The organism is Mycobacterium sp. RTGN6, from assembly GCF_033804605.1.
Classification (GTDB): Bacteria; Actinomycetota; Actinomycetes; order Mycobacteriales; family Mycobacteriaceae; genus Mycobacterium.
Genome location: NZ_JAPZKZ010000013.1, coordinates 176,382 through 197,342, shown reverse-complemented (window position 1 = coordinate 197,342; position 20,961 = coordinate 176,382). Strand labels below are relative to the sequence as shown.

21 protein-coding genes are annotated in these 20,961 nt (G+C 68.3%); 12 read left to right on the top strand and 9 right to left on the bottom strand.

Annotation, left to right across the window (positions count from 1 at the left end):
- The first annotated feature begins 23 nt into the window (after window positions 1–23).
- Both SLQ33_RS28490 and SLQ33_RS28485 read left to right on the top strand, forming a co-directional pair.
- Window positions 24–602, top strand: a complete 579-nt coding sequence (locus tag SLQ33_RS28490; protein ID WP_319457263.1) for an HhH-GPD-type base excision DNA repair protein — start codon at window positions 24–26, stop codon at window positions 600–602.
- A gap of 144 nt (window positions 603–746) precedes the next feature.
- Window positions 747–2,312, top strand: a complete 1,566-nt coding sequence (locus tag SLQ33_RS28485) for a GMC family oxidoreductase (RefSeq protein ID WP_319457262.1) — start codon at window positions 747–749, stop codon at window positions 2,310–2,312.
- A gap of 31 nt (window positions 2,313–2,343) precedes the next feature.
- Here the strand turns inward: SLQ33_RS28485 and SLQ33_RS28480 are convergent, their stop codons facing one another.
- A complete protein-coding gene (locus tag SLQ33_RS28480) occupies window positions 2,344–3,000 on the bottom strand; it encodes a nitroreductase family protein (RefSeq protein WP_319457315.1) in 657 nt (218 codons plus the stop codon).
- A gap of 34 nt (window positions 3,001–3,034) precedes the next feature.
- Here SLQ33_RS28480 and SLQ33_RS28475 point away from each other — a divergent pair, with 34 nt between their 5' ends.
- A complete protein-coding gene (locus SLQ33_RS28475) occupies window positions 3,035–3,184 on the top strand; it encodes a DUF1059 domain-containing protein (RefSeq protein ID WP_319457261.1) in 150 nt (49 codons plus the stop codon).
- An 86-nt stretch (window positions 3,185–3,270) separates the two neighbouring features.
- On the opposite strand, the gene SLQ33_RS28470 is transcribed toward SLQ33_RS28475, so the two are convergent.
- Window positions 3,271–4,236 carry a hypothetical protein gene (locus SLQ33_RS28470; RefSeq protein ID WP_319457260.1) on the bottom strand — a complete coding sequence of 322 codons (966 nt, stop codon included), beginning with the start codon at window positions 4,234–4,236 and terminating at the stop codon, window positions 3,271–3,273.
- Window positions 4,237–4,280: 44 nt separating this feature from the next.
- Complete coding sequence (locus tag SLQ33_RS28465; RefSeq protein WP_319457259.1) at window positions 4,281–4,934, bottom strand: hypothetical protein; 654 nt, start codon at window positions 4,932–4,934, stop codon at window positions 4,281–4,283.
- Window positions 4,935–5,084: 150 nt separating this feature from the next.
- Between SLQ33_RS28465 and SLQ33_RS28460 the strand changes: the two genes are divergently transcribed.
- Complete coding sequence (locus tag SLQ33_RS28460; protein WP_319457258.1) at window positions 5,085–6,299, top strand: mannosyltransferase; 1,215 nt, start codon at window positions 5,085–5,087, stop codon at window positions 6,297–6,299.
- On the opposite strand, the gene SLQ33_RS28455 is transcribed toward SLQ33_RS28460, so the two are convergent.
- On the bottom strand, window positions 6,241–6,528 hold the full coding sequence (locus tag SLQ33_RS28455) for a 4a-hydroxytetrahydrobiopterin dehydratase (RefSeq protein ID WP_319457257.1): 288 nt from the start codon (window positions 6,526–6,528) through the stop codon (window positions 6,241–6,243). The two genes, SLQ33_RS28460 and SLQ33_RS28455, sit on opposite strands and share 59 nt — an antisense overlap.
- 37 nt (window positions 6,529–6,565) lie before the next feature.
- Here SLQ33_RS28455 and SLQ33_RS28450 point away from each other — a divergent pair, with 37 nt between their 5' ends.
- The gene (locus SLQ33_RS28450) at window positions 6,566–6,994 is read left to right on the top strand and encodes a (deoxy)nucleoside triphosphate pyrophosphohydrolase (RefSeq protein WP_319457314.1); all 429 of its coding nucleotides are present in this window, start codon (window positions 6,566–6,568) and stop codon (window positions 6,992–6,994) included.
- Here SLQ33_RS28450 and SLQ33_RS28445 read toward each other — a convergent pair.
- Window positions 6,991–7,773: a hypothetical protein gene (locus SLQ33_RS28445; RefSeq protein ID WP_319457256.1), complete on the bottom strand. Its 783-nt coding sequence runs from the start codon at window positions 7,771–7,773 to the stop codon at window positions 6,991–6,993. The two genes, SLQ33_RS28450 and SLQ33_RS28445, sit on opposite strands and share 4 nt — an antisense overlap.
- A gap of 45 nt (window positions 7,774–7,818) precedes the next feature.
- Between SLQ33_RS28445 and SLQ33_RS28440 the strand changes: the two genes are divergently transcribed.
- A complete protein-coding gene (locus tag SLQ33_RS28440; protein ID WP_319457255.1) occupies window positions 7,819–8,910 on the top strand; it encodes a hypothetical protein in 1,092 nt (363 codons plus the stop codon).
- A gap of 18 nt (window positions 8,911–8,928) precedes the next feature.
- On the opposite strand, the gene SLQ33_RS28435 is transcribed toward SLQ33_RS28440, so the two are convergent.
- Entirely contained in the window at window positions 8,929–9,201 is a 273-nt protein-coding gene (locus SLQ33_RS28435; RefSeq protein ID WP_319457254.1) for a hypothetical protein, read from the bottom strand.
- A 60-nt stretch (window positions 9,202–9,261) separates the two neighbouring features.
- Entirely contained in the window at window positions 9,262–9,429 is a 168-nt protein-coding gene (locus SLQ33_RS28430) for a hypothetical protein (protein WP_319457253.1), read from the bottom strand.
- Between the two features lie 64 nt (window positions 9,430–9,493).
- On the opposite strand from SLQ33_RS28430, the gene typA reads away from it, so the two are divergent.
- Both typA and SLQ33_RS28420 read left to right on the top strand, forming a co-directional pair.
- On the top strand, window positions 9,494–11,389 hold the full coding sequence (typA, locus tag SLQ33_RS28425; RefSeq protein ID WP_319457252.1) for a translational GTPase TypA: 1,896 nt from the start codon (window positions 9,494–9,496) through the stop codon (window positions 11,387–11,389).
- Window positions 11,390–11,427: 38 nt separating this feature from the next.
- Window positions 11,428–13,317 (top strand): ABC transporter family substrate-binding protein, encoded by a 1,890-nt coding sequence (locus SLQ33_RS28420; protein ID WP_413467727.1) that lies wholly within the window; start codon window positions 11,428–11,430, stop codon window positions 13,315–13,317.
- Window positions 13,318–13,768: 451 nt separating this feature from the next.
- On the opposite strand, the gene SLQ33_RS28415 is transcribed toward SLQ33_RS28420, so the two are convergent.
- A complete protein-coding gene (locus tag SLQ33_RS28415) occupies window positions 13,769–14,998 on the bottom strand; it encodes a chloride channel protein (protein WP_319457250.1) in 1,230 nt (409 codons plus the stop codon).
- A gap of 22 nt (window positions 14,999–15,020) precedes the next feature.
- Between SLQ33_RS28415 and mshB the strand changes: the two genes are divergently transcribed.
- Together mshB and SLQ33_RS28405 are read left to right on the top strand one after the other, a co-directional pair.
- Window positions 15,021–15,902 (top strand): N-acetyl-1-D-myo-inositol-2-amino-2-deoxy-alpha-D-glucopyranoside deacetylase, encoded by an 882-nt coding sequence (mshB, locus tag SLQ33_RS28410; protein ID WP_319457249.1) that lies wholly within the window; start codon window positions 15,021–15,023, stop codon window positions 15,900–15,902.
- Window positions 15,903–16,018: 116 nt separating this feature from the next.
- Window positions 16,019–16,465 carry a hypothetical protein gene (locus tag SLQ33_RS28405; protein ID WP_413467723.1) on the top strand — a complete coding sequence of 149 codons (447 nt, stop codon included), beginning with the start codon at window positions 16,019–16,021 and terminating at the stop codon, window positions 16,463–16,465.
- Here the strand turns inward: SLQ33_RS28405 and SLQ33_RS28400 are convergent.
- Window positions 16,462–17,550, bottom strand: coding sequence for a hypothetical protein (locus SLQ33_RS28400; RefSeq protein ID WP_319457248.1), 1,089 nt, complete (start codon window positions 17,548–17,550; stop codon window positions 16,462–16,464). The two genes, SLQ33_RS28405 and SLQ33_RS28400, sit on opposite strands and share 4 nt — an antisense overlap.
- 184 nt (window positions 17,551–17,734) lie before the next feature.
- On the opposite strand from SLQ33_RS28400, the gene SLQ33_RS28395 reads away from it, so the two are divergent.
- Together SLQ33_RS28395 and SLQ33_RS28390 are read left to right on the top strand one after the other, a co-directional pair.
- On the top strand, window positions 17,735–20,314 hold the full coding sequence (locus tag SLQ33_RS28395; protein WP_319457247.1) for a bifunctional FO biosynthesis protein CofGH: 2,580 nt from the start codon (window positions 17,735–17,737) through the stop codon (window positions 20,312–20,314).
- Between the two features lie 164 nt (window positions 20,315–20,478).
- Window positions 20,479–20,937 carry a DUF2231 domain-containing protein gene (locus SLQ33_RS28390; protein ID WP_319457246.1) on the top strand — a complete coding sequence of 153 codons (459 nt, stop codon included), beginning with the start codon at window positions 20,479–20,481 and terminating at the stop codon, window positions 20,935–20,937.
- The last annotated feature ends 24 nt before the right edge of the window (window positions 20,938–20,961 follow it).

The following is a 20,961-nucleotide window of genomic DNA, read 5'->3' as shown; positions in this document are numbered from 1 at the left end:
GACCGTCACCTTAGACTGGCCGCATGGCGAAACTGCAGCTAGTGCAAGATCCGGCCGCCGATGAGCTGTTGGAGTCGAATCCCTTTGCGCTGCTGGTCGGCATGATGCTGGATCAGCAGATACCCATGGAGGTCGCGTTCGCGGGACCCAAGAAGCTGGCCGATCGCATGGGCGGACTCGAACCGAGTGTGATCGCCGAATACGATCCGGACGCCTTCATCGCGTTGTGTTCGGAACGTCCTGCCGTGCACCGGTTTCCGGGTTCCATGGGCAAGCGGCTGCAGACGCTGGCGCAGGCGATCGTCGACGACTACGACGGCGAGGCCGCAGCGATCTGGACCGCCGGCGAACCCGACGGGCCCGAACTGCTGCGTCGGATCAAGGCCCTGCCGGGCTTCGGCGACCAGAAGGCCAAGATCTTCGTCGCGTTGCTGGGCAAGCAGTACGGAGTGACGCCCAAGGGGTGGCGGGAAGCCGCTGGCGACTACGGCAAGGCGGGCACGCATATGTCGGTGGCCGACGTCGTCGACGGCGGGTCGTTGGAGAAGGTGCGGTCGTACAAGAAGCAGGCGAAAGCCACGGCCAAGGCCGCCAACGCCTAAGCGAATCAAACTTCGCCTCGACGCTGATCGCAAACGGTCGGCGATGAAGTTATTGACGCTGCCTAGTGCAAGAACACACCCTCTGTCGTAGTATCGCAAACTATTGTTCGATAGCTCGTAGACCAGGGGTAGGGGTGTTGCGGCATGTTGATCGATGCCCGCACCCTGCCTCCCCATGCGGAGCTGAGCTTCGATGTTTGCATCGTCGGCGGGGGGCCGGCCGGCTTGGCCGTCGCGGACGGGCTGCGCTCATCGGGCCTGCGCATCGCGCTCCTCGAGGCCGGGGGCTTCGAACAGACCGTGAGCGGACAGCGGCTGCTTCGGGGTCGGATGCTCGGCCGCACCACGTATCCGTTGCACACCAGCCGGTTTCGGGTGTTCGGGGGTAGTGGAAACAGATGGGGCGGTTGGTGTCGTCCGCTAGAACCGCACGATTTCGACAGCTGGCCGATCGCCGCGGAAAGCCTCGAGAAGTACAACAAGGCTGCGGCGGAGTTCCTTGGGTTGACCAGCCACGATTTCGACCAGTCGGGATGGGTGGACCGACTGCCGTCGCCGCTGCCTGTGGAGGGTAGCGCGTTCACAAACCAGATCTTCCAGATCAGCCCGTACCGGGACCTCGGACGCGACGTGGGCCATGCGCTGTTCGACGAGCAGTCGGTCACCACCATGCTCAACGCCGCCGTCACCGACCTGCGGTTGGCGCCGGACACTGGGCGCATCGACAGGGTCGTCCTGCACGGCGGGGCTCGGGTACGCGCGCGGGCCGTCGTGCTCGCCGCGGGCGGCGTCGAGAATGCCCGGCTGCTGCTGGCGTCACGGGCTGACCGGCCCGCCGGTCTCGGCAACGAGCACGACCAGGTGGGCCGGTACTTCATGGAACATCTGCACGTGCTGGCCGGACACCTGGAATTGGCGGGCCCGCGTGCCGGAACCGATTTCTACCTGGAGCAGAGCTACGGGGCCGCGCGGGTCCGCGGGCTGCTGATGCCGACCGTCGAGGCACAACGTGAGCGTGGGTTGCTCGCTGCCGCAATCGGTCTCGAACCTCCGCTGGTCGGTTCGAGCAAACCGTTCCTCACTGCCGCTCCTGAGCTGTACGTGTGGCCCGAACGTGTTCACCGCTGGCTCAAGCGCAGTTCCGGCTCGGCGTACAAAAAACGGCTGTGGGGCGGGGCGCAGGCGGCGTGGTATTTCAGCAGGGCAGTGTCGCGACGGGCGGTGCGTGCGGCGCGGCGGCCTTCGGACGCCGCCGACGGATCAGGAATCACCGTGCGGTCGTTGAACTTTCGCACTGAACAACTACCCAATCCGCACAGCAGGGTGACGTTGGGCCGCCGCGTCGACAGGCTCGGACTCCCGGAGGCCCAGTTGGACTGGCGGCTCAGCCACGACGACCTCGCCAGCGTCGAGGGCTGGTTGGACGAACTGGATCGAGTGGTCGGTGACCGCGGGCTGGGCAGCGTGATCCGGCTGCCCGACGGCTGGGTCCAGCACGTGACCGGCGGACCGCACCACATGGGCACCACCCGCATGTCGGCCAGCCCATCCGACGGCGTCGTCGATGCGAATTGCCGCGTGCACTCGGTGACCAACCTCTACGTCGCGGGCAGTTCGGTGTTCCGGACCGGTGGCTACGCGAACCCGACCTTTACCCTGGTCGCACTGGCGTTGCGAACCGCCGACGACCTTCGTCGCACCCTCGCGTGATCGGCGCGAACACGGCCGGCTCGTCCTGGACCTAGAGCGGCGGGCCGTCGAACCGCTCGCGGGTAGTGAAGTCCCGCACGGGCTTTCGGGTCAGCTTGCGCACCTGGTGCACCGGCTTGCCCAGCGGTACCACGGCGGCGACGGCGAACTCGTCGGGGATGCCCAGCAGTTGACGCACCGCCGGTTCCCGAGCGACGGCCATCGTGGTCGGAACGCCACCGAAGCCCTCGTTGCGTGCGGCCAGCAGCACGTTCCATACGAACGGGTAGACCGACGCTCCGCTGATGACGCCGATGCGGTCGAGGTCCTGGTCCGTCGCCGCCACCACGGAGAGGTCGAGACAAACGACGAGCACCACCTCGGCGCCGAGCAACGACGCGACCATGACGCTGCCGTCCGTCGCCGCCACCGTCGCGTCGTCGACACCGCGCGGTCGCAACGGATTCCACGGCGACTCTCCGTTGGCTGATTGGGCGAGGTAGCGCTTGGCGCCGAGCAGGCTCAGTTCAGCCAGCTCCTGGCGCGTACCCGGATCGCGCACGACGACCACGCGGATGCCCTGGCGGTTGCCTCCGGTCGGCGCGAAGCGGGCATTGTCGAGAATCCGCTCGAGCACGTCGTCGGGCAGCGGATCACCGGTGAACCGTCGGATGGCCCCGGTCGTGCGCATCGCGTCGTAGAGCTCCATGTGCACCATCGTCCACGTGTGGGATTCTTTGAACATGGCGAAGACACATCTCAACTGCCCCTGCGGTGAGGCGATCACCGGCACCGACGAGGACGACCTGGTCGAGAAGGCTCAGACGCACCTTGCGGAAGCGCATCCCGGCCGCGAATACGACCGGGACATGATCCTGTTCATGGCCTTCTGACCGCCTAACCCGGCGAGCGCGCGCATTGTCGGGTTGTCACGCGGCGTGTCGTCCTCAAACACGCGCGCTCGCGGATGGTGCGCGCGTCAGGCGGCGACTTCGGGTACCACCGTCGAGCCGATGGTGGGCATGAACTGGCACTGCTTCTCGGTCGTCGTGACCTGACCGAAGATCGTCGACATGACGCTGCCCGCACCGGTGTCGGCGATGGCGGTGAGCGTCGTCGGCCCGTCGGGGTTGATGTCGGACTGCGGCTTGAGCGTTGCGGTACCCGACTTACCCGTCGTGAGGTTGACCCAGGTGACGTTCAACGGCAGCTTCTGCACTGCCGCGGGAGCGGGGGTACCGATGGCCGTGAACACGTACGCCGTTTGACCCGGGCCCGGACCGGGCGCCGGAATCTTCGCGGGCCCGGCCACTGAGATCGCGGTCGCCAACACGTTTCCGCCGTCGGCGAGGCATCCGTTGCTGATCGACGGATACATGAAGTCCTGCGTGACGGTCGCATCCGGACCGGGACCGGGCGCGGGGGCGGCGTCAGGGGCAGGCGCAATCGCGGCCTCTGGCGTGGGTGCCGCGTCGGGCACGGGCGCCGCCTCAGGGGCGGGTGCCGGGGCGTCCGGTGCTGGAGCGGGAAGCGCCTCGGGCAGGGCAGCCGGCCCGACCGCGTGAGCGGGGTCGACGCCTGCCGGCAGGTGCGCTTCGGTGCCCGGCGTCGCGCCGACCGCAGGCACGTGCGCGACCTGCGGGTCGGCCGCGAAGTGGTTGACGGCAGCCGCCACGTTCTTGGAGCTCGGGGGAGCGGCGGCGTCTCCGGCGAACACCGCCGCCGCAGCCATCAACATCGATGCCGCGTTCGTCGGATCGGACGCCGCCTGCTGAATGGCCGGTCCCAGCGACTGCATCGCCGGGAGTCCCGGCGCCTGTAGCCCGTCGATGGGTATGGGCATCGGCAGCGGCGCGGCCGGCTCGGCCGTCGCGAGCGGCTGACCACTCAGCAGCACACAGGCGGTCGCACCAAGCGCGACCAGCAGCGTCTTCGTCGATGACATGTCTCTCCCCGCAATAGTTTTGGTAGCCGCCGGTTGCGTGTGGCTCAGGGCAGCGCGGACAGCGCCGAGGTCGGCATCAGTAGCGGCGCCAACCCGCCCAAGCCGGTCGTCGCCTGGGTCGCGCCCGCGACGGCCGGAACCGCGGCAGCCGCAACGGGCAGCGCGGCCGGCAGCGCGGCCGGCACCGTGGCCGGCACTGCCGCCGGGGCCTTCGGCAGCAGGTTGGCCAGCGGCGTGCCTGCAGGCATCAGCGAGGCCAGGTCGCCGGGGAAGTTCAGCTGCTGGGGCAGTGGCAGGGGAGCGCCCGGCACCTGCGGCAGGCTCACCTCGGCGGTCGGCACCAGGCCCTGCGCGGGAGCGGCCGCAGCGGCGGGCGTGGCCGTGGCGACGGCGGGCGTCGCGGCGGGCAGCGCGGGCGCCTGCGGCAGCGTGACGGACGCAGTGGCGGCGGTCGGCGCGGCGACGGGCGCTGCGGCGGCGGGAGCGCCGGTGAACGCCGACGCCATGCTCTGGATGAGCGCAGGCGCGTTGGCCGGCGTCAACCCGCTCAGGAAGCCCAGGTTCGGCACGCCGGGAATGGCAGGTACGGGGGCCGGGGCGGGTTCTGCCGAGGCGGTGGCGCTGAGCAACACCGCACCCGGGACCGCGCAAGCGACCGCGATCGCGCTGGTGGCGAACAGTTTTCTGGCGAGAGGCATGGGATTCCCGTTCCGTTGGAGGCAGTCCGGCCCGACGCTACGGAGTTACTGGAGTTACTCAAGTGACACGTGTGGCATTTACTGAACCGTGATGGATCAGACGGCATACGGTGACCGATCGCTAGAGTCGGATGGATCAAGGCCTCGCTCGTGCACACCGCTCCGCCGCCGACGAACCGAGTGGCGGCGATCGCGCCCTACCTGCTTCTGCTGAGCGTGGCCGCGCGGTTGTGCGTCACGTACCTGATGGCCAACGGCACCAACTTCATCGACCTGCACGTCTACGTCGACGGCGCCGCCGCGATCGATGACGGAGCGCTCTACGACTTCGTCTACCACCCGCCGGTGCCGCCGCTGCCGCTGCAGTTCACGTACCCGCCATTCGCCGCGCTGGTGTTCTATCCGCTGCACTTCCTGCCGTTCGAACTGGTCGGACTCTGCTGGCAGCTCGGCGTCGTCGCCGCGTTGTACGGCTGCGCAGTGGTGACGCTGAAGTTGCTCGGGCGGCCAGCCTGGCGCTCGGCGATGGCGTGGACCGCGCTGGCCATCTGGCTCGAGCCGATGCGGCACCTCTTCGAGCTCGGTCAAGTCGGTGCGCTGCTCATGGTTGCGGTGCTCGCCGCGGTGTACGACCGCCGGTGGTGGGTCTCGGGCCTGCTGGTGGGCCTGGCCGCAGGCTTCAAGCTGACTCCCGCCGTGGCGGGGTTGTACTTCCTGGGCGCCCGCCGGTGGGGCGTGATCGCGGTGTCGGCTGTGACGTTCGTCGGCACCATCGTCTTGTCGGTACTGGCGCTCGGTGCGCAGGGTCGCTACTACTTCACCGATCTGCTCGGCGACGCCAGCCGGGTCGGCAAGGTCGGCCTGCCCACCAACCAGTCGTTGCGCGGCGTCGTCGCGTTCGTCACCGGGCGCGACGACGCGTACGGTCCGCTGCTGATCGGACTGATCGCCGTCGCCGCCCTGCTGAGCCTGCTGGCGTGGCGCGCTATCGGCGCCGACGACGCGCTGGGTCGGATCCTGGTCGTGATGACCTTCGGACTACTGGTGTCGCCGGTCAGTTGGACGCACCACTGGGTGTGGCTGTTGCCGTTGATCATGTGGCTGATGCTGGGGACTCTGCGCGCTCACACGCGCTTCCTCGGCTGGTTGTGGCTCGCGGTGGCGTTGGTCGGCTCGCCCTGGTTGACCATGGTGGCGGGGGAGAGTGGCTGGATCGACGGGATGAGTTGGTACGTCGCGCTCGCGGGCGGCGCGTACGTGGTGGGGGCCCTGGTGACGTTGGCCTATTTGGCCGGGCTGCCCGTCGCTACGCGTCGCCGACGATCCGGTCGATTTCGGCAGCCAGTTCCAGATCCTTCTGTGTGATCCCACCTTCGGAATGGGTGGAGAGCGCAAAAGTCACTGTGCGCCAACGGATGTCGATGTCGGGATGGTGGTCCTTGCTTTCGGCGAGCTCCCCGACGCGGCGTACCGCGTCGATGCCTTCGAGGAACGCGGGAAACTTGATGGACCGGCGCAACTCGCCGTCGGTGCGTGCCCAGCCAGTCAGGGTCGGCAGCGCGGCATCCACTTCTTCGTTCGATAACACGGCCATGCCTGACGGTATACCTTCGCGGTCGATGTCCACATCAATGCCGACCCAGCTCGTCGTCGCCGGCGCCCTCATCGCCGGCGGCGCATTGCTCGTCGCGCAACGCGACCGGCCACCCGAACTCGCCGGGTTGTGGGAACTTCCCGGCGGCAAGGTGGCACCGGGCGAGCGCGACGACGCCGCGCTCGCGCGCGAACTCCACGAGGAACTCGGCGTCGAGGTCGCCGTGGGCACGCGCATCGGCGCCGACGTCGCGCTGAGCGCTGCGATGACGCTGCGCGCCTACCTCGTCACGCAGACGGGCGGCACCATCGAGGCCCGCGATCATCGCGCACTGCGCTGGGTGACCGTCGACGAACTCGCTTGTCTCCCATGGGTGCCCGCGGACCGCGGCTGGCTCCCCGAGCTGACTGCCGCGTTGCGGGCCGGAGGGCAGGAGCGCAGCGACTCGGGAAATGTGACCGGTTAGGTCCGCACCGTCCAGCCGTCGCGGAACTCCACGGTGACGTGCTCGCCGGACACCTCGAACCGAACTGGGTGCTCGCACAGCACGGCAGCGGAGTCCGTCGCCCACCACCAACTGCATCGCACGGCGAGCCGGCGGATGCCCTCGTACTCCGACACGTCGACGCCGCCCTCCAGGTGCATGGCGTCGAGCTGGGCCATCGCGCCCGCGCCGAATTGGCCCTCCATCATGTCGTCCGACCACGGTTCGAGGTTCTCCTCCAACCGCTCGATGGATTCGTGCGCGCGCTCGTCGAATCCACAGTTGGTGTAGACCGGGTCGCCGATGACCTGCCACACCCGATCCCAGGCGTAGTTGCCCATGTCGCGGGCCATCTGCTCCCACTGAGGACCCCGGGCCAACAGTTCGGCGGCCACCTGAGCGTGCACCGCGTCGCGGGCGCGCTGCACCGTCGCATCGACCTCGCGACGTACGCGCTGGGCACCGGGCACGGCGCGGGTGAGTCCAGCGGCCAGGTGCTCCTTGATCCGCGCGCCCATCGGATCGCCAAGTCCCCCACGGATGCTGGCCGCCGCGAGTACCCCCGCCATGGGGGACGGCACCCAGAGCGACAGGAACGAGTGGGTCTCACCGCCGACCGCTTCGATCGCCGATCGCACCGCCCATTCGCACCGCTCGCGTTCCCGCTCGCTGGTCTCCACGCATGCCGTGCCCAACTCCAGCCACTGGCTGCGAATCTCCTCGAGCGTGCGGCCGCGATCTTGATCCGGTGGATTCGCCACGAGTTTGCCCCCTTTGCAACCAGCACACATTATTCTTCGTTGATCATGGGGGTCTTCAGATTCGTCTGGCGCGGGGTGCTCGCATTCGACCGCATCGGCCGTCGGGTCCCGCAGCTGGTCCAGATATGGCTCGTAGAGTTCCTCTTTGCGATACCGCTGACGTTCTTCATCGCCAAGGTGATCGACATCCGTGGTGCGTTCGGCGTCCCTGGATCGGGGGATTCCCTCGGGGGCGCCTTCTGGGGTGCGCTGGCCGTCGCGCTCGTTTGCGGGTTCTTCTTCGTCAAGAGCCTGGTCCGTCCGCGGCTGGTGAAGACGACGTGGACGCCGATGGTGCACGCCGACGTCGGGCCGGTCACCGTCTACGGCGGCAATCGGGCATGGTCGGTCGAGTACGACTACCTCACCAGTCACCCGTCGTACATCCTGCTGCACGGCATCACGATCTGGATCCCGATCGTCATGGTGTGGATGACCATCGACCGCGGCGACGACGTCTTCTACTGGAAAGTGGCTGGCTACGTCGGGCTCGCTGTGCTGGCGCTCATGGCGCTCACCCGGCTGCTGACCTGGTACGTATTCCGGCTCGGCCGTGGACAATTGGACGCACAGCTGGCCGCTGACAACCCCATCTCGGCGCGCAAGCTGTCATGGGAGGTGGCATGGAAGCCGCTGCTGATGCTGCTGGTGCTCATCTACGCGTTCAGCGCGCTGCCCGTCGGCTACATGTGGTGGAAGGAACTGCGCACCATCGACGGGCTGCCGGTCGTCACCGCCGAGGACGGCACCGACCACGTCGGCGAGTACGTCCGCGTCGAGGGTGAACTCGCGGGCGAGCCCGTCTGGTGGGCGCCGCGGGGAACCGGCCGCGGCGGCAACAACTTCTCGGGCGCAGGCGTGCTCGTCAACCTCGAATCCGGCGGCGACGTCCTGCTTTTGGCGGAGTCGTTGTCGGTGCCCGACTTCCTTGGCGTCATGAAGAAGGTGCGCGGCGGCGTCGGCGGCGAGGTGAAGACACACGGCCGGGTGATCGACTACATCACCGAGGACCAGGAGCAGTACTACGGCTTCAGCGCCGACGACTTCGACGAACCACCTTCCGACGGCCGGGTGATGGTGCTGCTGGAGTACCCGTAGGACGCGACGCCCTAGCCGCTAGTACCGAAGGCGGTCACCGACGACGCGCACCTCGGAGCGGCTGCCCCGGTGGAAGGCGGTGTACAGCGGGTGCATCAGCACCGGGTGGCGGCAATGCGGGCAGGACTCCTTGGGCTTGTTGGCCGATGCGAACGTCAAGTGGTGACATGCGGCACACCGGACGACGAAGACTCCGCCGATCCAATTGAGCAGTCCGAGGTAGATCGCCACCGTCGTGGCCGCCGCCAGCACGGCGATCAGCGCGAAGGTCAGTACTTCGTAAAACGTCATGGTCGACGCCTCCCATCAATGCCGGACACATCCACGGTACGCCGGTGTTCGCCAAGCTAGTCAGGACTTTCTCGCCCTCTTGAAGACCTTCTCCAGGTCCTTGCCGCGCATCCCGTTGCGCTCCGCCTTGCACACCTTGTGCAGCACCAGTGGGCAGCGCTTGCAGCGCGGCTTGGAACGGCAACACTTCTTCTTGGGCTTGGCCTTGGCGAACTTCTCGAACTTCACGTGACCTCTCGTCTGCCAACCCACGTTTTCGCGAATGGATACCCACGCTGCGACAATCGTTGACGTGGATTTTCGTAACGTAGCCATCGTCGCGCACGTCGACCATGGCAAGACGACCCTGGTCGACGCGATGTTGCGCCAATCCGGTGCCTTGCACCACCGCGGCGACGACGCGGTCGAACGCTTGATGGACTCCGGTGACCTTGAGAAGGAAAAGGGCATCACGATCCTGGCGAAGAACACCGCCGTGCACCGCAAGAACCCCGACGGCAGCATGACAGTGATCAACGTCATCGACACCCCAGGCCACGCCGACTTCGGCGGCGAGGTCGAGCGCGGCTTGTCGATGGTCGACGGGGTGCTGCTCCTGGTCGACGCGTCGGAGGGCCCGCTGCCGCAGACCCGGTTCGTGCTGCGCAAGGCACTCGCCGCGCATCTGCCCGTCATCCTGGTCGTCAACAAGACCGACCGACCGGACGCGCGGATCGCCGAAGTCGTCTCCGAGAGTCACGATCTGCTGCTCGACGTCGCGTCGGACCTCGACGACGAAGCTCAGAAGGCCGCCGAGGATGCACTCGGACTGCCGGTCCTGTACGCCTCGGGCCGCGCCGGCATCGCCAGCACCAACGAGCCCGCCAACGGTGAGAATCCCGACGGCGAGAACCTGGACGTGCTGTTCGACGTGCTGCTCGAGCACATCCCGCCGCCGCAGGGCGATCCCGAAGCCCCCCTGCAGGCGCTGGTGACCAACCTCGACGCGTCGGCGTTCCTCGGCAGGCTCGCGCTGATCCGCATCTACAAGGGGCGCATCCGCAAGGGCCAACAGGTGGCCTGGATGCGCGAGGTCGACGGCCACCCCGTCATCACGAACGCGAAGATCACCGAACTCCTCGTCACCGAGGGCGTCGAACGCACTCCCACGGACGAGGCCATCGCTGGCGACATCGTCGCCGTCGCAGGCCTGCCCGAGATCATGATCGGCGACACGCTCGCCGATCCGGACCACGCCCATGCGCTGCCGCGGATTCACGTCGACGAACCCGCCATCTCGGTCACCATCGGCACCAACACCTCGCCGTTGGCCGGCAAGGTGTCCGGGCACAAGCTGACGGCGCGAATGGTGAAGTCGAGGCTGGACTCCGAACTCGTCGGCAACGTGTCCATCAAGGTCGTCGACATCGACCGGCCCGACGCCTGGGAGGTCCAGGGCCGCGGCGAGCTGGCGCTCGCCGTGCTCGTCGAGCAGATGCGCCGCGAGGGCTTCGAGATGACCGTCGGCAAGCCCCAGGTGGTCACCCGCACGGTCGACGGCAAGCTGCACGAGCCCTTCGAGGCGATGACCATCGACTGCCCCGACGAGTTCGTCGGCGCCATCACCCAGCTGATGGCCGCCCGCAAGGGCCGCATGGAGGACATGGCCAACCACGCCGCCGGGTGGGTCCGGATGGACTTCATCGTGCCAAGCCGCGGGTTGATCGGGTTCCGCACCGATTTCCTGACGATCACCCGCGGCACCGGGATCGCCAACGCCGTGTTCGACGGCTACCGCCCGTGGGCGGGGGAGATTCGGGCCCGGCACACCGGCTCGCTGGTCTCAGACCGAACCGGCAAGATCACGCCGTTCGCCTTGACCCAGCTGTCCGACCGCGGCCAGTTCTTCGTCGAGCCGGGACAGGACACCTACGAGGGCCAGGTCGTGGGGATCAACCCGCGCGCCGAGGACCTCGACATCAATGCGACCCGTGAGAAGAAGCTCACCAACATGCGTTCGTCGACCGCCGATGTCTTCGAGACGCTGGCCCGTCCGCTGGAACTGGGGCTCGAACTCGCCATGGAGTTCTGCGCCGAGGACGAGTGCGTCGAGGTCACGCCGGAGATCGTGCGGGTACGCAAGGTCGAGTTGACCGCGAGCCTGCGCGCCAGAAGCAAGGCCCGCGCAAAGAGCCGCGACTCCAGCTGAGCGTCGCCCGCCGAGCCGCCGGGGTGGCTCCCGATACCCTGAACGGCGTGCCGACGACCTTGCGACGCATCAGCGCCGTAGCCGGTGCGCTGATCGCGACACTCACGCTGATCACCTCGTGCACGGTGAAACCGCCGCCAGCCCCGCAGAGCACCGAGACGTCGCAGACCGCCGCGCCGCCGCCGCCGCGCGCGCTGCAGATCATCATGGCGATCGACTCGGTCGGGCCGGGCTTCAACGCGCATCTGCTGTCCGACCAGTCGCCCGTGAACGCCGCGATCTCGGCACTGGTGCTGCCCAGCTCGTTTCGCCCCATTCCCGACCCGAACTCGCCAACCGGTTCGCGCTGGGAGATGGACCCGACGCTGCTCGAGTCCGTCGAGGTGACCAGTGAGGACCCGTTCACCGTCACCTACAAGATTCGGCCCGAGGCGCAGTGGACCGACAACGCGCCGATCGGCGCCGACGACTACTGGTATCTGTGGCGCCAGATGGTCAGCGAGCCGGGTGTCGTTGACCCAGCGGGCTACGACCTGATCACCGGTGTGCAGTCGATCGACGGCGGCAAGACGGCGGTCGTCACCTTCTCGCAGCCGTACCCCGGCTGGCGCGAGCTCTTCAACGACCTGCTGCCCGCGCACATCGTCAAGGACGTGCCGGGCGGCTTCGCGGCGGGGCTGGTACGGGCGCTGCCCGTGACGGGTGGTCAGTTCCGCGTCGAGAACATCGACCCGCAACGCGACGAGATCCTGTTGGAGCGCAACGACCGGTACTGGTCGGTGCCTGCCAAGCCCGACGAGATCCTCTTCCGCCGTGCGGGTTCTCCTGCCGCACTTGCCGATTCGATTCGCAACGGTGACACGCAGGTCGCGCAGGTGCACGGCGGGCAGGCGACGTTCGCTCAGCTGGGGGCGATCCCTGACGTCCGTACGGCCCGCATCTCGACGCCGCGGGTGATGCAGTTGACGTTGCGCGCCCAACAGCCGGCGCTCTCGGATTCTGCGGTGCGCAAATCGATCCTTGGACTGTTGGACGTGGACCTGCTGGCCGCCGTTGGAGCGGGCAGCGACAACACGGTGACGCTCGCTCAGGCCCAGGTGCGATCGCCGTCAGATCCTGGATACACCCCGACCGCGCCGCCCGCGCTGACCCGGGAGGCGGCGTTGGAGCTGCTGAGCGACGCGGGTTACACCATCGAGCAGGAGCCGCCGTCGACCAGTCCTGGGCCGCCGCCAACCCCGGTGCCGCCGTCCACCCGCGGGCGCATCAGCAGGGACGGGCAACCCCTGACGCTGGTGATCGGTGTCGCGGCCAACGATCCGACCTCGATCGCGGTGGCGAATACGGCGGCGGATCAACTCCGCAACGTGGGCATCTCGGCGTCGGTGCTCGTGCTCGACCCGCCCGCGCTGTACGGCGATGCGATCAACCAGAATCGGGTCGACGCGATCGTCGGCTGGCATCAAGCGGGAGGTGATCTGGCGACCGCGCTCGCGTCGCGGTACAGCTGTCCGGCGCTGGAGGCCACCGCCATCGAGACCAGCACGCCATTCTCATCGTCGACGTCGACCACCACCACCCCGAGCACAACCGCGGCGCCGCCGCCAGGACCGCCACCGTCGACCGCGACGTCGGTATCGCCAGCCCCGGAGCCGGACCAGTTGGTTCAGGCGCCGAGCAACCTGACCGGGATCTGCGACCGCAGCATTCAACCGAAGATCGACGCCGCGCTCGATGGCCGTGAGGACATCGCCGCGGTGCTGGCCGCGGTCGAGCCGCGGCTGTGGAACATGTCGACGGTGCTGCCGATACTTCAGGACACCACCATCGTGGCGGCCGGGCCCAGCGTCCAAAACGTGAACCTGTCGGGTGCGGTGCCGGTCGGCATCGTCGGCAATGCGGGTATCTGGGCCAAGATCCCGCGCTAGAAACGGCAATCGGCGCCCTCCCTAGGGAAGGGACCGACGCCCGAATATTCAGTTGTTCCGCGTCAGGCGACAGACCCCTCGTTGCTGTCGTCCGTATTGGTGTCGGCGGGGACGTCCGAAATTACGCCCCCGATCGGGGAACGCACAGGGGAACAAGCAAAAATTATCGTTGACGTAACGTAGATATTGGTCGGTGTGAAAGCACTGGTCAGCCGCATATTGTTAGTGGTCAAGTAGATCTAGCAATTCGAACAGCTATCGTTCGTGAATTACGTCGCGAAAGCCACGGCGATACGTCGGACAGCGGCCGAGATAACTGTGATCGGCCTTTCGCGGAATGTTTGCCATTACACCGACGATGTTTCGTCGGCGAAGGAGCTTGCCGAATTTGCAGCTGCGGGGACGCCGCCTGGCCCGCACCGCTGAGCGGATGCCCAAGGCGTCGCGCTGGTTACCTCGGATCGGCCCGCCGCTCGCGCAGCAACCGGATTCCGTGCGCCGTGAACGCCGCCGCTACGAACGCCAAAAGCAACCAGTAGGGCGGACGGGCGAGCTCCCACACGAACAGCGCCGCGAACGCCGGGGCGCGCTGCGTGATCGCCAGCACTCCCGCCGCGCACGCCAACGACATGGCAGCCACCTCCAGGTGCGTCCCCGCGAGGTGGTTGAGTGCCAGCGTGGCGACCGAACCGGCCGCCGCGCCCGTCGCGAGCGCGGGCGTGATCATGCCGCCGACCGCGCCTGCGCGCAGGAAGGTCGCCGTCAGAAGTGGTTTCAGAAGCAGGATCACGGCCGCACCGGCGAGCGTCAGGTCGGCGTTCACGCTGACCGTGAGGACGCTGCGGCCGTTACCAGGTAGCTCGGGCCACCAGATCGACGCGATTCCCGTCGCGAGCCCCGCCAGCGCGATCGCGGGCACCAACGTCCAGGACCGAAGCTGAGGTTTCGGGCGGGCCCACGTCATCACCCTGTCGAATGCCAGCCCGATCACCACCGCGAGCGGGGCGATGACGACCGCCAAACCGATGTACAGATAGGACAGCGTCGGATTGGGCCACGACACCGGATGCTCGAAGTGGGTCACCGGCGAGGACACCGCCACGGCGAGGCTCGACGTGATGAGCGCGGTTCCGACGACGCGCGGGTGCCAGCTGTGCAGCAGGATGCTCGCCGAGAACAGCGCCCCGCCGAGCGGCACGCTGTAGACGGCGCCGAGGCCTGCGCCCGCCGCACAGGACAGCAGGATCTCGCGGTCACGCGGGGTCAGCGCCCATCGCGAGGTGCCTGCGTCGCCCAGGGCCGCCGCCAGCTGCCGCGGCGCGCCTTCTCGTCCGAGCGACGCGCCCGATCCGACGAGCACGACCTGAAGGATGGCGTCGATGGACATGCGCCAGCGGGGGATCGGACGATGCTCGGCGATCGTCGCCGAGAGCGAGGGGACATCCCCGCGGCGGCGCAGCAGCCACCACCCGAAACCGACGACGAGGCCGCCGATCATCGGGCCGACCGCCCGTCGAACGGGGCTGCTGCCGCCGACGCCGCTGAGCAGCGTCCCGAACGAGTAGTGGTAGGTGAGGTGTTCGACGAAGTGGATGAGCAAGGTGGTGGCCGCGCCTGCGACTCCTGCGAGCAGCCCGACGAGCAGCACGCCGCACGCGTACTCGAGGGTGCGCCGCGTCACGCGGTGAATCTATCTTGTGCTCATGGACTTCCCCCGGTTGTTGTTCGTGCACGCACATCCCGACGACGAGACGCTGACCAACGGCGCGACCATCGCGCACTACGTCGCGCGCGGAGCCACGGTTCGCGTCGTCACGTGCACCCTCGGCGAGGAAGGCGAGGTGATCGGCGAGCGCTTGGCGCGGCTGGCGGTCGATCACGCCGACCAGTTGGGTGGCTACCGCATCGGTGAATTATCTTCCGCCTTAAGGGAGTTGGGTGTCGACGAGCCCGTGTTCCTCGGCGGCGCTGGCCGCTGGCGGGACTCCGGCATGGAGGGTTCGCCGGCCCGCCACCAGCAGCGGTTCGCCGACGCCGACCCGGACGAGGCCGTCGGTGCGCTCGTCGCGATCATCCGGGAGCTGCGGCCACACGTCATCGTCAGCTACGACCCTCACGGCGGGTATGGACACCCCGACCACATCCAGGCGCACCGGGTCACCTCGGCGGCAGTGGTGGCGGCGGCCGAGCCCGCAGGCCCCGGCGATCCGTGGCAGGTCCCGAAGTTCTACTGGACGGTGATTGCGCGCAGCGCGATGGAGCGCGGCATGACCGCACTGCAGGACGTCGAGCTGCCGCCCGCGTGGCACCGCGTGCCCGCCCACGAGTTCCCGTTCGGGTACGCCGACGCCGACATCGACGCCGTCGTCGAAGCGCCCGAACATCTTGCGGCCAAGGTCGCCGCACTGCGCGCGCACGCGACGCAGGTCACCGTCGAACCGGGAGGACGGGCCTTCGCGCTGTCGAACGACATCGTGCTACCCGTCGGGGCCAGCGAGCACTACGTGCTGGCCGCCGGGTCCCCGGGCGCCCGTGACGACCGCGGGTGGGAGACGGATCTGTTGTCCGGTGTGAATGTGAGCTAGCGCCGCGGCGACGGGGTAGGCTGCCGGACGAACGCCCAGCGCGACGAAGGGACGGCGATGGACCCGGATCTGGATCCCAACCTGCAGCATTGGCAGGACCGCTTCGACAGCCTGCAGTGGGTGGAGGGGTCGCTGGTCGCGCTTCTCGACAGCATCCCGACCTGACGGCGTCGCCTTCGGAGTCCGGTCGCGTCGCGCCGTGGGCGCCGGGCGTCGTGCTCACCCTTTTGACGATCGACGGCGTGCTGTCGGCACTCGCTGGAGCGCTACTGCTTCCGCTGTATCTGGGTTCCGTCCCGTTTCCCATCAGTGCCTTGATCTGCGGGCTGGTCAACGCCGCGCTGGTCTGGGCCGCGCTGCACTGGACCACCTCGATGCGCGTGGCGGCCGCGCCGCTGTGGGCATTTCTCGCGACGGTGCTCGTGCTGACCTTCGGCGGGCCCGGCGGCGACGCCGTATTCCGCGGCCCCGGCATCATGGACTTCCGGTCGCTGCTGTTCATCGTCGTGGGCGTGGTGCCACCGGCGATGGTGCTGTGGCGCCAACAAAACCCGACGAGCTAGTCGGACGGCGCGGGCGTCTCGTCCTTGCCCTTATCGCCTTTGTCGTCGCCGCCCTTGTCGTCACTCGCGCTGGCGGACGGTTTCTCCGGTGCGTCGGCCTCGTCCGCGGCGGTGGTGTCGGTGACCTCCGAGGCCCCGGGCTTCGGGTCCGACGGCACTTCCGACGGCTCGTCGGCGGTGGGCTCGTCTGCGGTGGTGGTCTGGTGGCTCGTGGTCTGAGGCCCGGTGCGAACCTCGCCCTGGGCCTGGACCGTGCCCGCCGACGTTGTCGTCTCGGACTTCTCGGCGTCCGCGGTGACCTCGACGGTCGCGGCGACCTCGACGGTCGACGTCTCGTCCGGGGTGGCCGGCGTCGTCGGCGCTGCGGCGTCCGGCTCCGCCGCGAGTGCGACGTCCGGCGTCGTCGGCTCTTCGACGACGGGCTCCGTCGGCGCCTCGACCTCGGCCACCTTGAGCGTGGCGGGCTCGGCGGCGAGCGGCAGCGGCGGGATCGGTGGGATCAGCCAACCGAAGAAGTAGTTGAACTCGGCGATTCCGGTGTTGATCAGCGACACGACCGTCGCTTGACCCACGGCGACGGCACCGTTGATCCACGACCAGATGTTCAGCGGATCGTTGACCACGGGAACGACGAGGTCGTACACCACGCTGTCGGAGATGGGCCTGACCAGTTGGTAATAGATGATGCCAACCTGGTCACCGATCAGATACCCGTACGGGATGAACTGCAGCACGTATTGGCTGAGCGCGACGCCGTAGTCCACCCAGCCCTGAATCCACTGATAACCCGCGGTGATCCAGTCGGATGCGGCGTTCTGTGGCGCCGGAGCCGCGGCGGCGACGGGCAGTGCTCGTGCTGCGTCGGGATCGAGCCGGCCGATGGCTGCCCGGGCCGTTTCGAGTTGGCGGGTGCTGAGCGGCTCGAGCACCAGCGGCTTGACCGCCGCGGTCAGCTCGACCGACCGTGCGGCGTCCGCCGGGGCCGGGGGGTTCGGGCTTGGAATCCCCGTCGGTGAAAGCACGAGCGCGGTCGCTGCGGCGGCGGCGACGCCCGCGGTGAAGTGATTGCGCACGAAACCGCTCATATCTGGCCGCCCCTTGTAGTCGCTGTCCCGACGCGCTCAACTTACGCGGGCGTCAGGGCCGTCGTGGGGAGATGGCCCGCATCGGCGCGAGCGGCTCGGACTACTGTGACCTCTATGGCAGGCGCAGTGGTTTCAGATAGTGAGACATGCGGATGATTCTCGTCAACGTCGGGGTTACGGGGGAGTGGCTCTGAACCCGCAACGCGGCACTGCCCTGCCCGACCCGGTGGTTCCACCGAAGCTTCCAGTGCCAGGCCCGGCAGCGTTGAGACGTGTGTTGCGCCGCGCCCGCGACGGCGTTGCGCTCAACGTCGACGAGGCCGCGATCGCCATGACCGCCCGCGGTGACGAGCTGCTCGATCTGTGTGCGAGCGCCGCCCGCGTGCGCGACGCGGGCCTCGAGGCGGCGGGTCGCCGCGGCGCCACGGGCCGACTACCGGTCAGCTACTCGCGCAAGGTGTTCATCCCCGTCACCCACCTGTGCCGCGACACCTGCCACTACTGCACGTTCGTCACCGTCCCCGGCAAGCTGCGCGCCGCGGGCCAGGGCATGTACATGGAGCCCGACGAGATCCTCGACGTCGCCCGGCGCGGTGCCGAGTTGGGTTGCAAGGAAGCACTCTTCACTCTTGGCGACCGCCCGGAGACACGCTGGGACGAAGCCCAGCAGTGGCTTGACGAGCGTGGCTACGACTCCACGCTGGACTACGTCCGTGCCATGGCGATCCGCGTGCTGGAGGAGACGGGGCTGCTGCCGCACCTGAACCCCGGCGTGATGAGCTGGTCGGAGCTATCGCGGCTCAAGCCCGTCGCGCCGTCGATGGGCATGATGCTCGAGACGACGTCGCGGCGGCTCTTCGAGACCAAGGGGCTGGCGCACTTTGGCAGCCCCGACAAGGACCCCGTCGTACGACTGCGCACGTTGGACGACGCGGGCCGGCTGGCCATCCCGTTCACCACCGGGTTGCTGGTCGGCATCGGCGAGACGTTGACCGAGCGTGCCGAGACCATGCACGCAATCCGGCGCTCGCACAAGGAGTTCGGGCACGTCCAGGAAGTGATCGTGCAGAACTTCCGGGCCAAGGAGCACACGGCGATGGCCGGCGTTCCAGACACGGGCCTCGATGACTTCCTAGCCACCATCGCGGTGACGCGATTGGTGCTCGGCCCCAAGATGCGCATCCAAGCCCCACCGAATCTGGTGTCGCGCGACGAGTGCCTGGCGCTCATCGGCGCGGGCGTCGACGACTGGGGCGGCGTGTCGCCGCTGACGCCGGACCACGTCAACCCCGAGCGGCCGTGGCCCGCGTTGGAAGAACTCGCCGACGTCACGGCCGAGGCCGGCTACGACCTGGTGCAGCGGCTGACCGCCCAACCGCAGTACGTGCAGGCCGGCGCGGCGTGGATCGACCCACGGGTGCGGGCGCACGTCACCGCGCTGGCCGACCCCGAAACCGGATACGCGCTTGACGTGAATCCCGCTGGGCTGCCGTGGCAGGAGCCCGACGAGGCCACCGAGTCGCTAGGTCGAACCGATCTGCACACGGCGATCGACAGCGAGGGCAGGCTCACCGAGACCCGCAGCGACCTCGACAGTGCCTTCGGCGACTGGGAGTCCATCCGCGAGAAGGTGAACGAGCTTGCCGCCCGTGCGCCGGAGCGCGTCGACACCGACGTGCTCGCGGCCCTGCGCTCTGCCGAGCGGGACCCCGCCGGCTGCAGCGACGACGAGTACCTCGCGTTGGCGACGGCGGACGGTCCGGCCCTCGATGCCGTTGCGGCACTGGCGGATTCGCTGCGGCGCGACGTGGTCGGCGACGACGTCACGTACGTCGTCAACCGCAACATCAACTTCACCAACATCTGCTACACGGGCTGCCGGTTCTGCGCGTTCGCGCAGCGCAAGGGTGACGCCGACGCATTCTCGTTGTCGACCGACGACGTCGCCGAGCGGGCCTACGAGGCGCACCTGGTGGGCGCCACCGAGGTGTGCATGCAGGGCGGCATCGACCCCGAGTTGCCCGTCACCGGCTACGCCGACTTGGTCCGGGCGGTCAAGGCACGGGTGCCGTCGATGCACGTACACGCGTTCTCCCCGATGGAGATCTCCAACGGTGTCACCAAGAGCGGCACCAGTGTTCGCGAGTGGTTGACCAGCCTCCGCGAGGCGGGGCTTGGCTCCATTCCCGGCACCGCGGCGGAGATTCTCGACGACGAGGTCCGATGGGTGCTGACCAAGGGCAAGCTGCCGACGTCGGCGTGGATCGAGATCGTCACCACGGCGCACGAAGTCGGGCTGCGGTCGAGTTCGACCATGATGTACGGCCACGTCGACCAACCGCACCACTGGGTGGGCCACCTCAACGTGTTGCGCGGCATCCAGGACCGCACCGGTGGTTTCACGGAGTTCGTCCCGCTGCCGTTCGTCCATCAGTCCTCGCCGCTGTACCTGGCCGGTGGATCACGGCCGGGTCCGACCCACCGCGACAACCGCGCCGTGCACGCTCTCGCGCGGATCATGTTGCACGGCAGGATCGATCACATCCAGACTAGCTGGGTGAAGCTCGGCGTCGAGCGCACTCGGGTGATGCTCAACGGTGGGGCCAACGACCTCGGCGGGACTCTGATGGAGGAGACGATCTCGCGGATGGCGGGCTCGGAGAACGGCTCGGCCAAGTCCGTCGAGGAGCTCGTCGCGATCGCCGAGGGCATCGGGCGTCCCGCGCGCCAGCGCACCACCACCTACGCGCCGCTCGCCGCCTGAGCCCTTCTTCCTTCCCCGCGAGACCCTCCTTCCCCGCGAGCGCGCGTGTTTGCACGCGACACGCCGATGGATTGCGTGCATTTGCGCGCGCTCGCGCCGTGCAGAGTGCAACGCTGGGCGCGTCGAAGTACCGACCATCGCCGTCCTCGGCCCAGGAGCGCGCCATGACCACCGTCTTCGGACTGCCCGCCCACGCCCTGCTCGTGCACGGAATCGTCGTGCTCGCCCCGCTGACGGCTGCGCTGGAGATCCTGTGCGCGCTCTGGCCCGCGGCGCGGCGGCGACTGGTGTGGCTGGTGTTGGCGCTGGCGGCCGCCGTGACCGTGCTGACGCCGCTGACGGCATCGGCCGGCGAATGGCTATACGAGCAGAGCTCGCAGCATGCCCCGATCCTCGACACTCACGCGGGACGCGGTGGGTGGATGATCTACTTCGCCGTCGGGCTGCTGATCGTCGCGATTCTCCAGGCCTTTCAGCACTGGACGGAGTCGAAGTCGTCCGAGCCCAAGCGCGCGCTGGCGGTGGTCGCCGCGGTGCTCGCCGTCGTGATCGGGGTGTCGTCGATCGTCGGCGTGGTACGGATCGGTGACTCCGGCGCGCAGTCGGTATGGGGCGTGCGCTGAGTCCGCTGCCGAACGCCGCGCCAC

What these genes read in the sequence shown, in the direction of transcription:
- SLQ33_RS28490 (WP_319457263.1), top strand. Translation starts at nt 24, where the DNA reads ATGGCGAAACTGCAGCTAGTGCAAGATCCGGCCGCCGATGAGCTGTTG.
- SLQ33_RS28485 (WP_319457262.1), top strand. Translation starts at nt 747, where the DNA reads ATGTTGATCGATGCCCGCACCCTGCCTCCCCATGCGGAGCTGAGCTTC.
- SLQ33_RS28480 (WP_319457315.1), bottom strand. Translation starts at nt 3,000, where the DNA reads ATGGAGCTCTACGACGCGATGCGCACGACCGGGGCCATCCGACGGTTC.
- SLQ33_RS28475 (WP_319457261.1), top strand. Translation starts at nt 3,035, where the DNA reads ATGGCGAAGACACATCTCAACTGCCCCTGCGGTGAGGCGATCACCGGC.
- SLQ33_RS28470 (WP_319457260.1), bottom strand. Translation starts at nt 4,236, where the DNA reads ATGTCATCGACGAAGACGCTGCTGGTCGCGCTTGGTGCGACCGCCTGT.
- SLQ33_RS28465 (WP_319457259.1), bottom strand. Translation starts at nt 4,934, where the DNA reads ATGCCTCTCGCCAGAAAACTGTTCGCCACCAGCGCGATCGCGGTCGCT.
- SLQ33_RS28455 (WP_319457257.1), bottom strand. Translation starts at nt 6,528, where the DNA reads ATGGCCGTGTTATCGAACGAAGAAGTGGATGCCGCGCTGCCGACCCTG.
- SLQ33_RS28450 (WP_319457314.1), top strand. Translation starts at nt 6,566, where the DNA reads ATGCCGACCCAGCTCGTCGTCGCCGGCGCCCTCATCGCCGGCGGCGCA.
- SLQ33_RS28440 (WP_319457255.1), top strand. Translation starts at nt 7,819, where the DNA reads ATGGGGGTCTTCAGATTCGTCTGGCGCGGGGTGCTCGCATTCGACCGC.
- SLQ33_RS28435 (WP_319457254.1), bottom strand. Translation starts at nt 9,201, where the DNA reads ATGACGTTTTACGAAGTACTGACCTTCGCGCTGATCGCCGTGCTGGCG.
- mshB (WP_319457249.1), top strand. Translation starts at nt 15,021, where the DNA reads ATGGACTTCCCCCGGTTGTTGTTCGTGCACGCACATCCCGACGACGAG.
- SLQ33_RS28400 (WP_319457248.1), bottom strand. Translation starts at nt 17,550, where the DNA reads ATGAGCGGTTTCGTGCGCAATCACTTCACCGCGGGCGTCGCCGCCGCC.
- SLQ33_RS28390 (WP_319457246.1), top strand. Translation starts at nt 20,479, where the DNA reads ATGACCACCGTCTTCGGACTGCCCGCCCACGCCCTGCTCGTGCACGGA.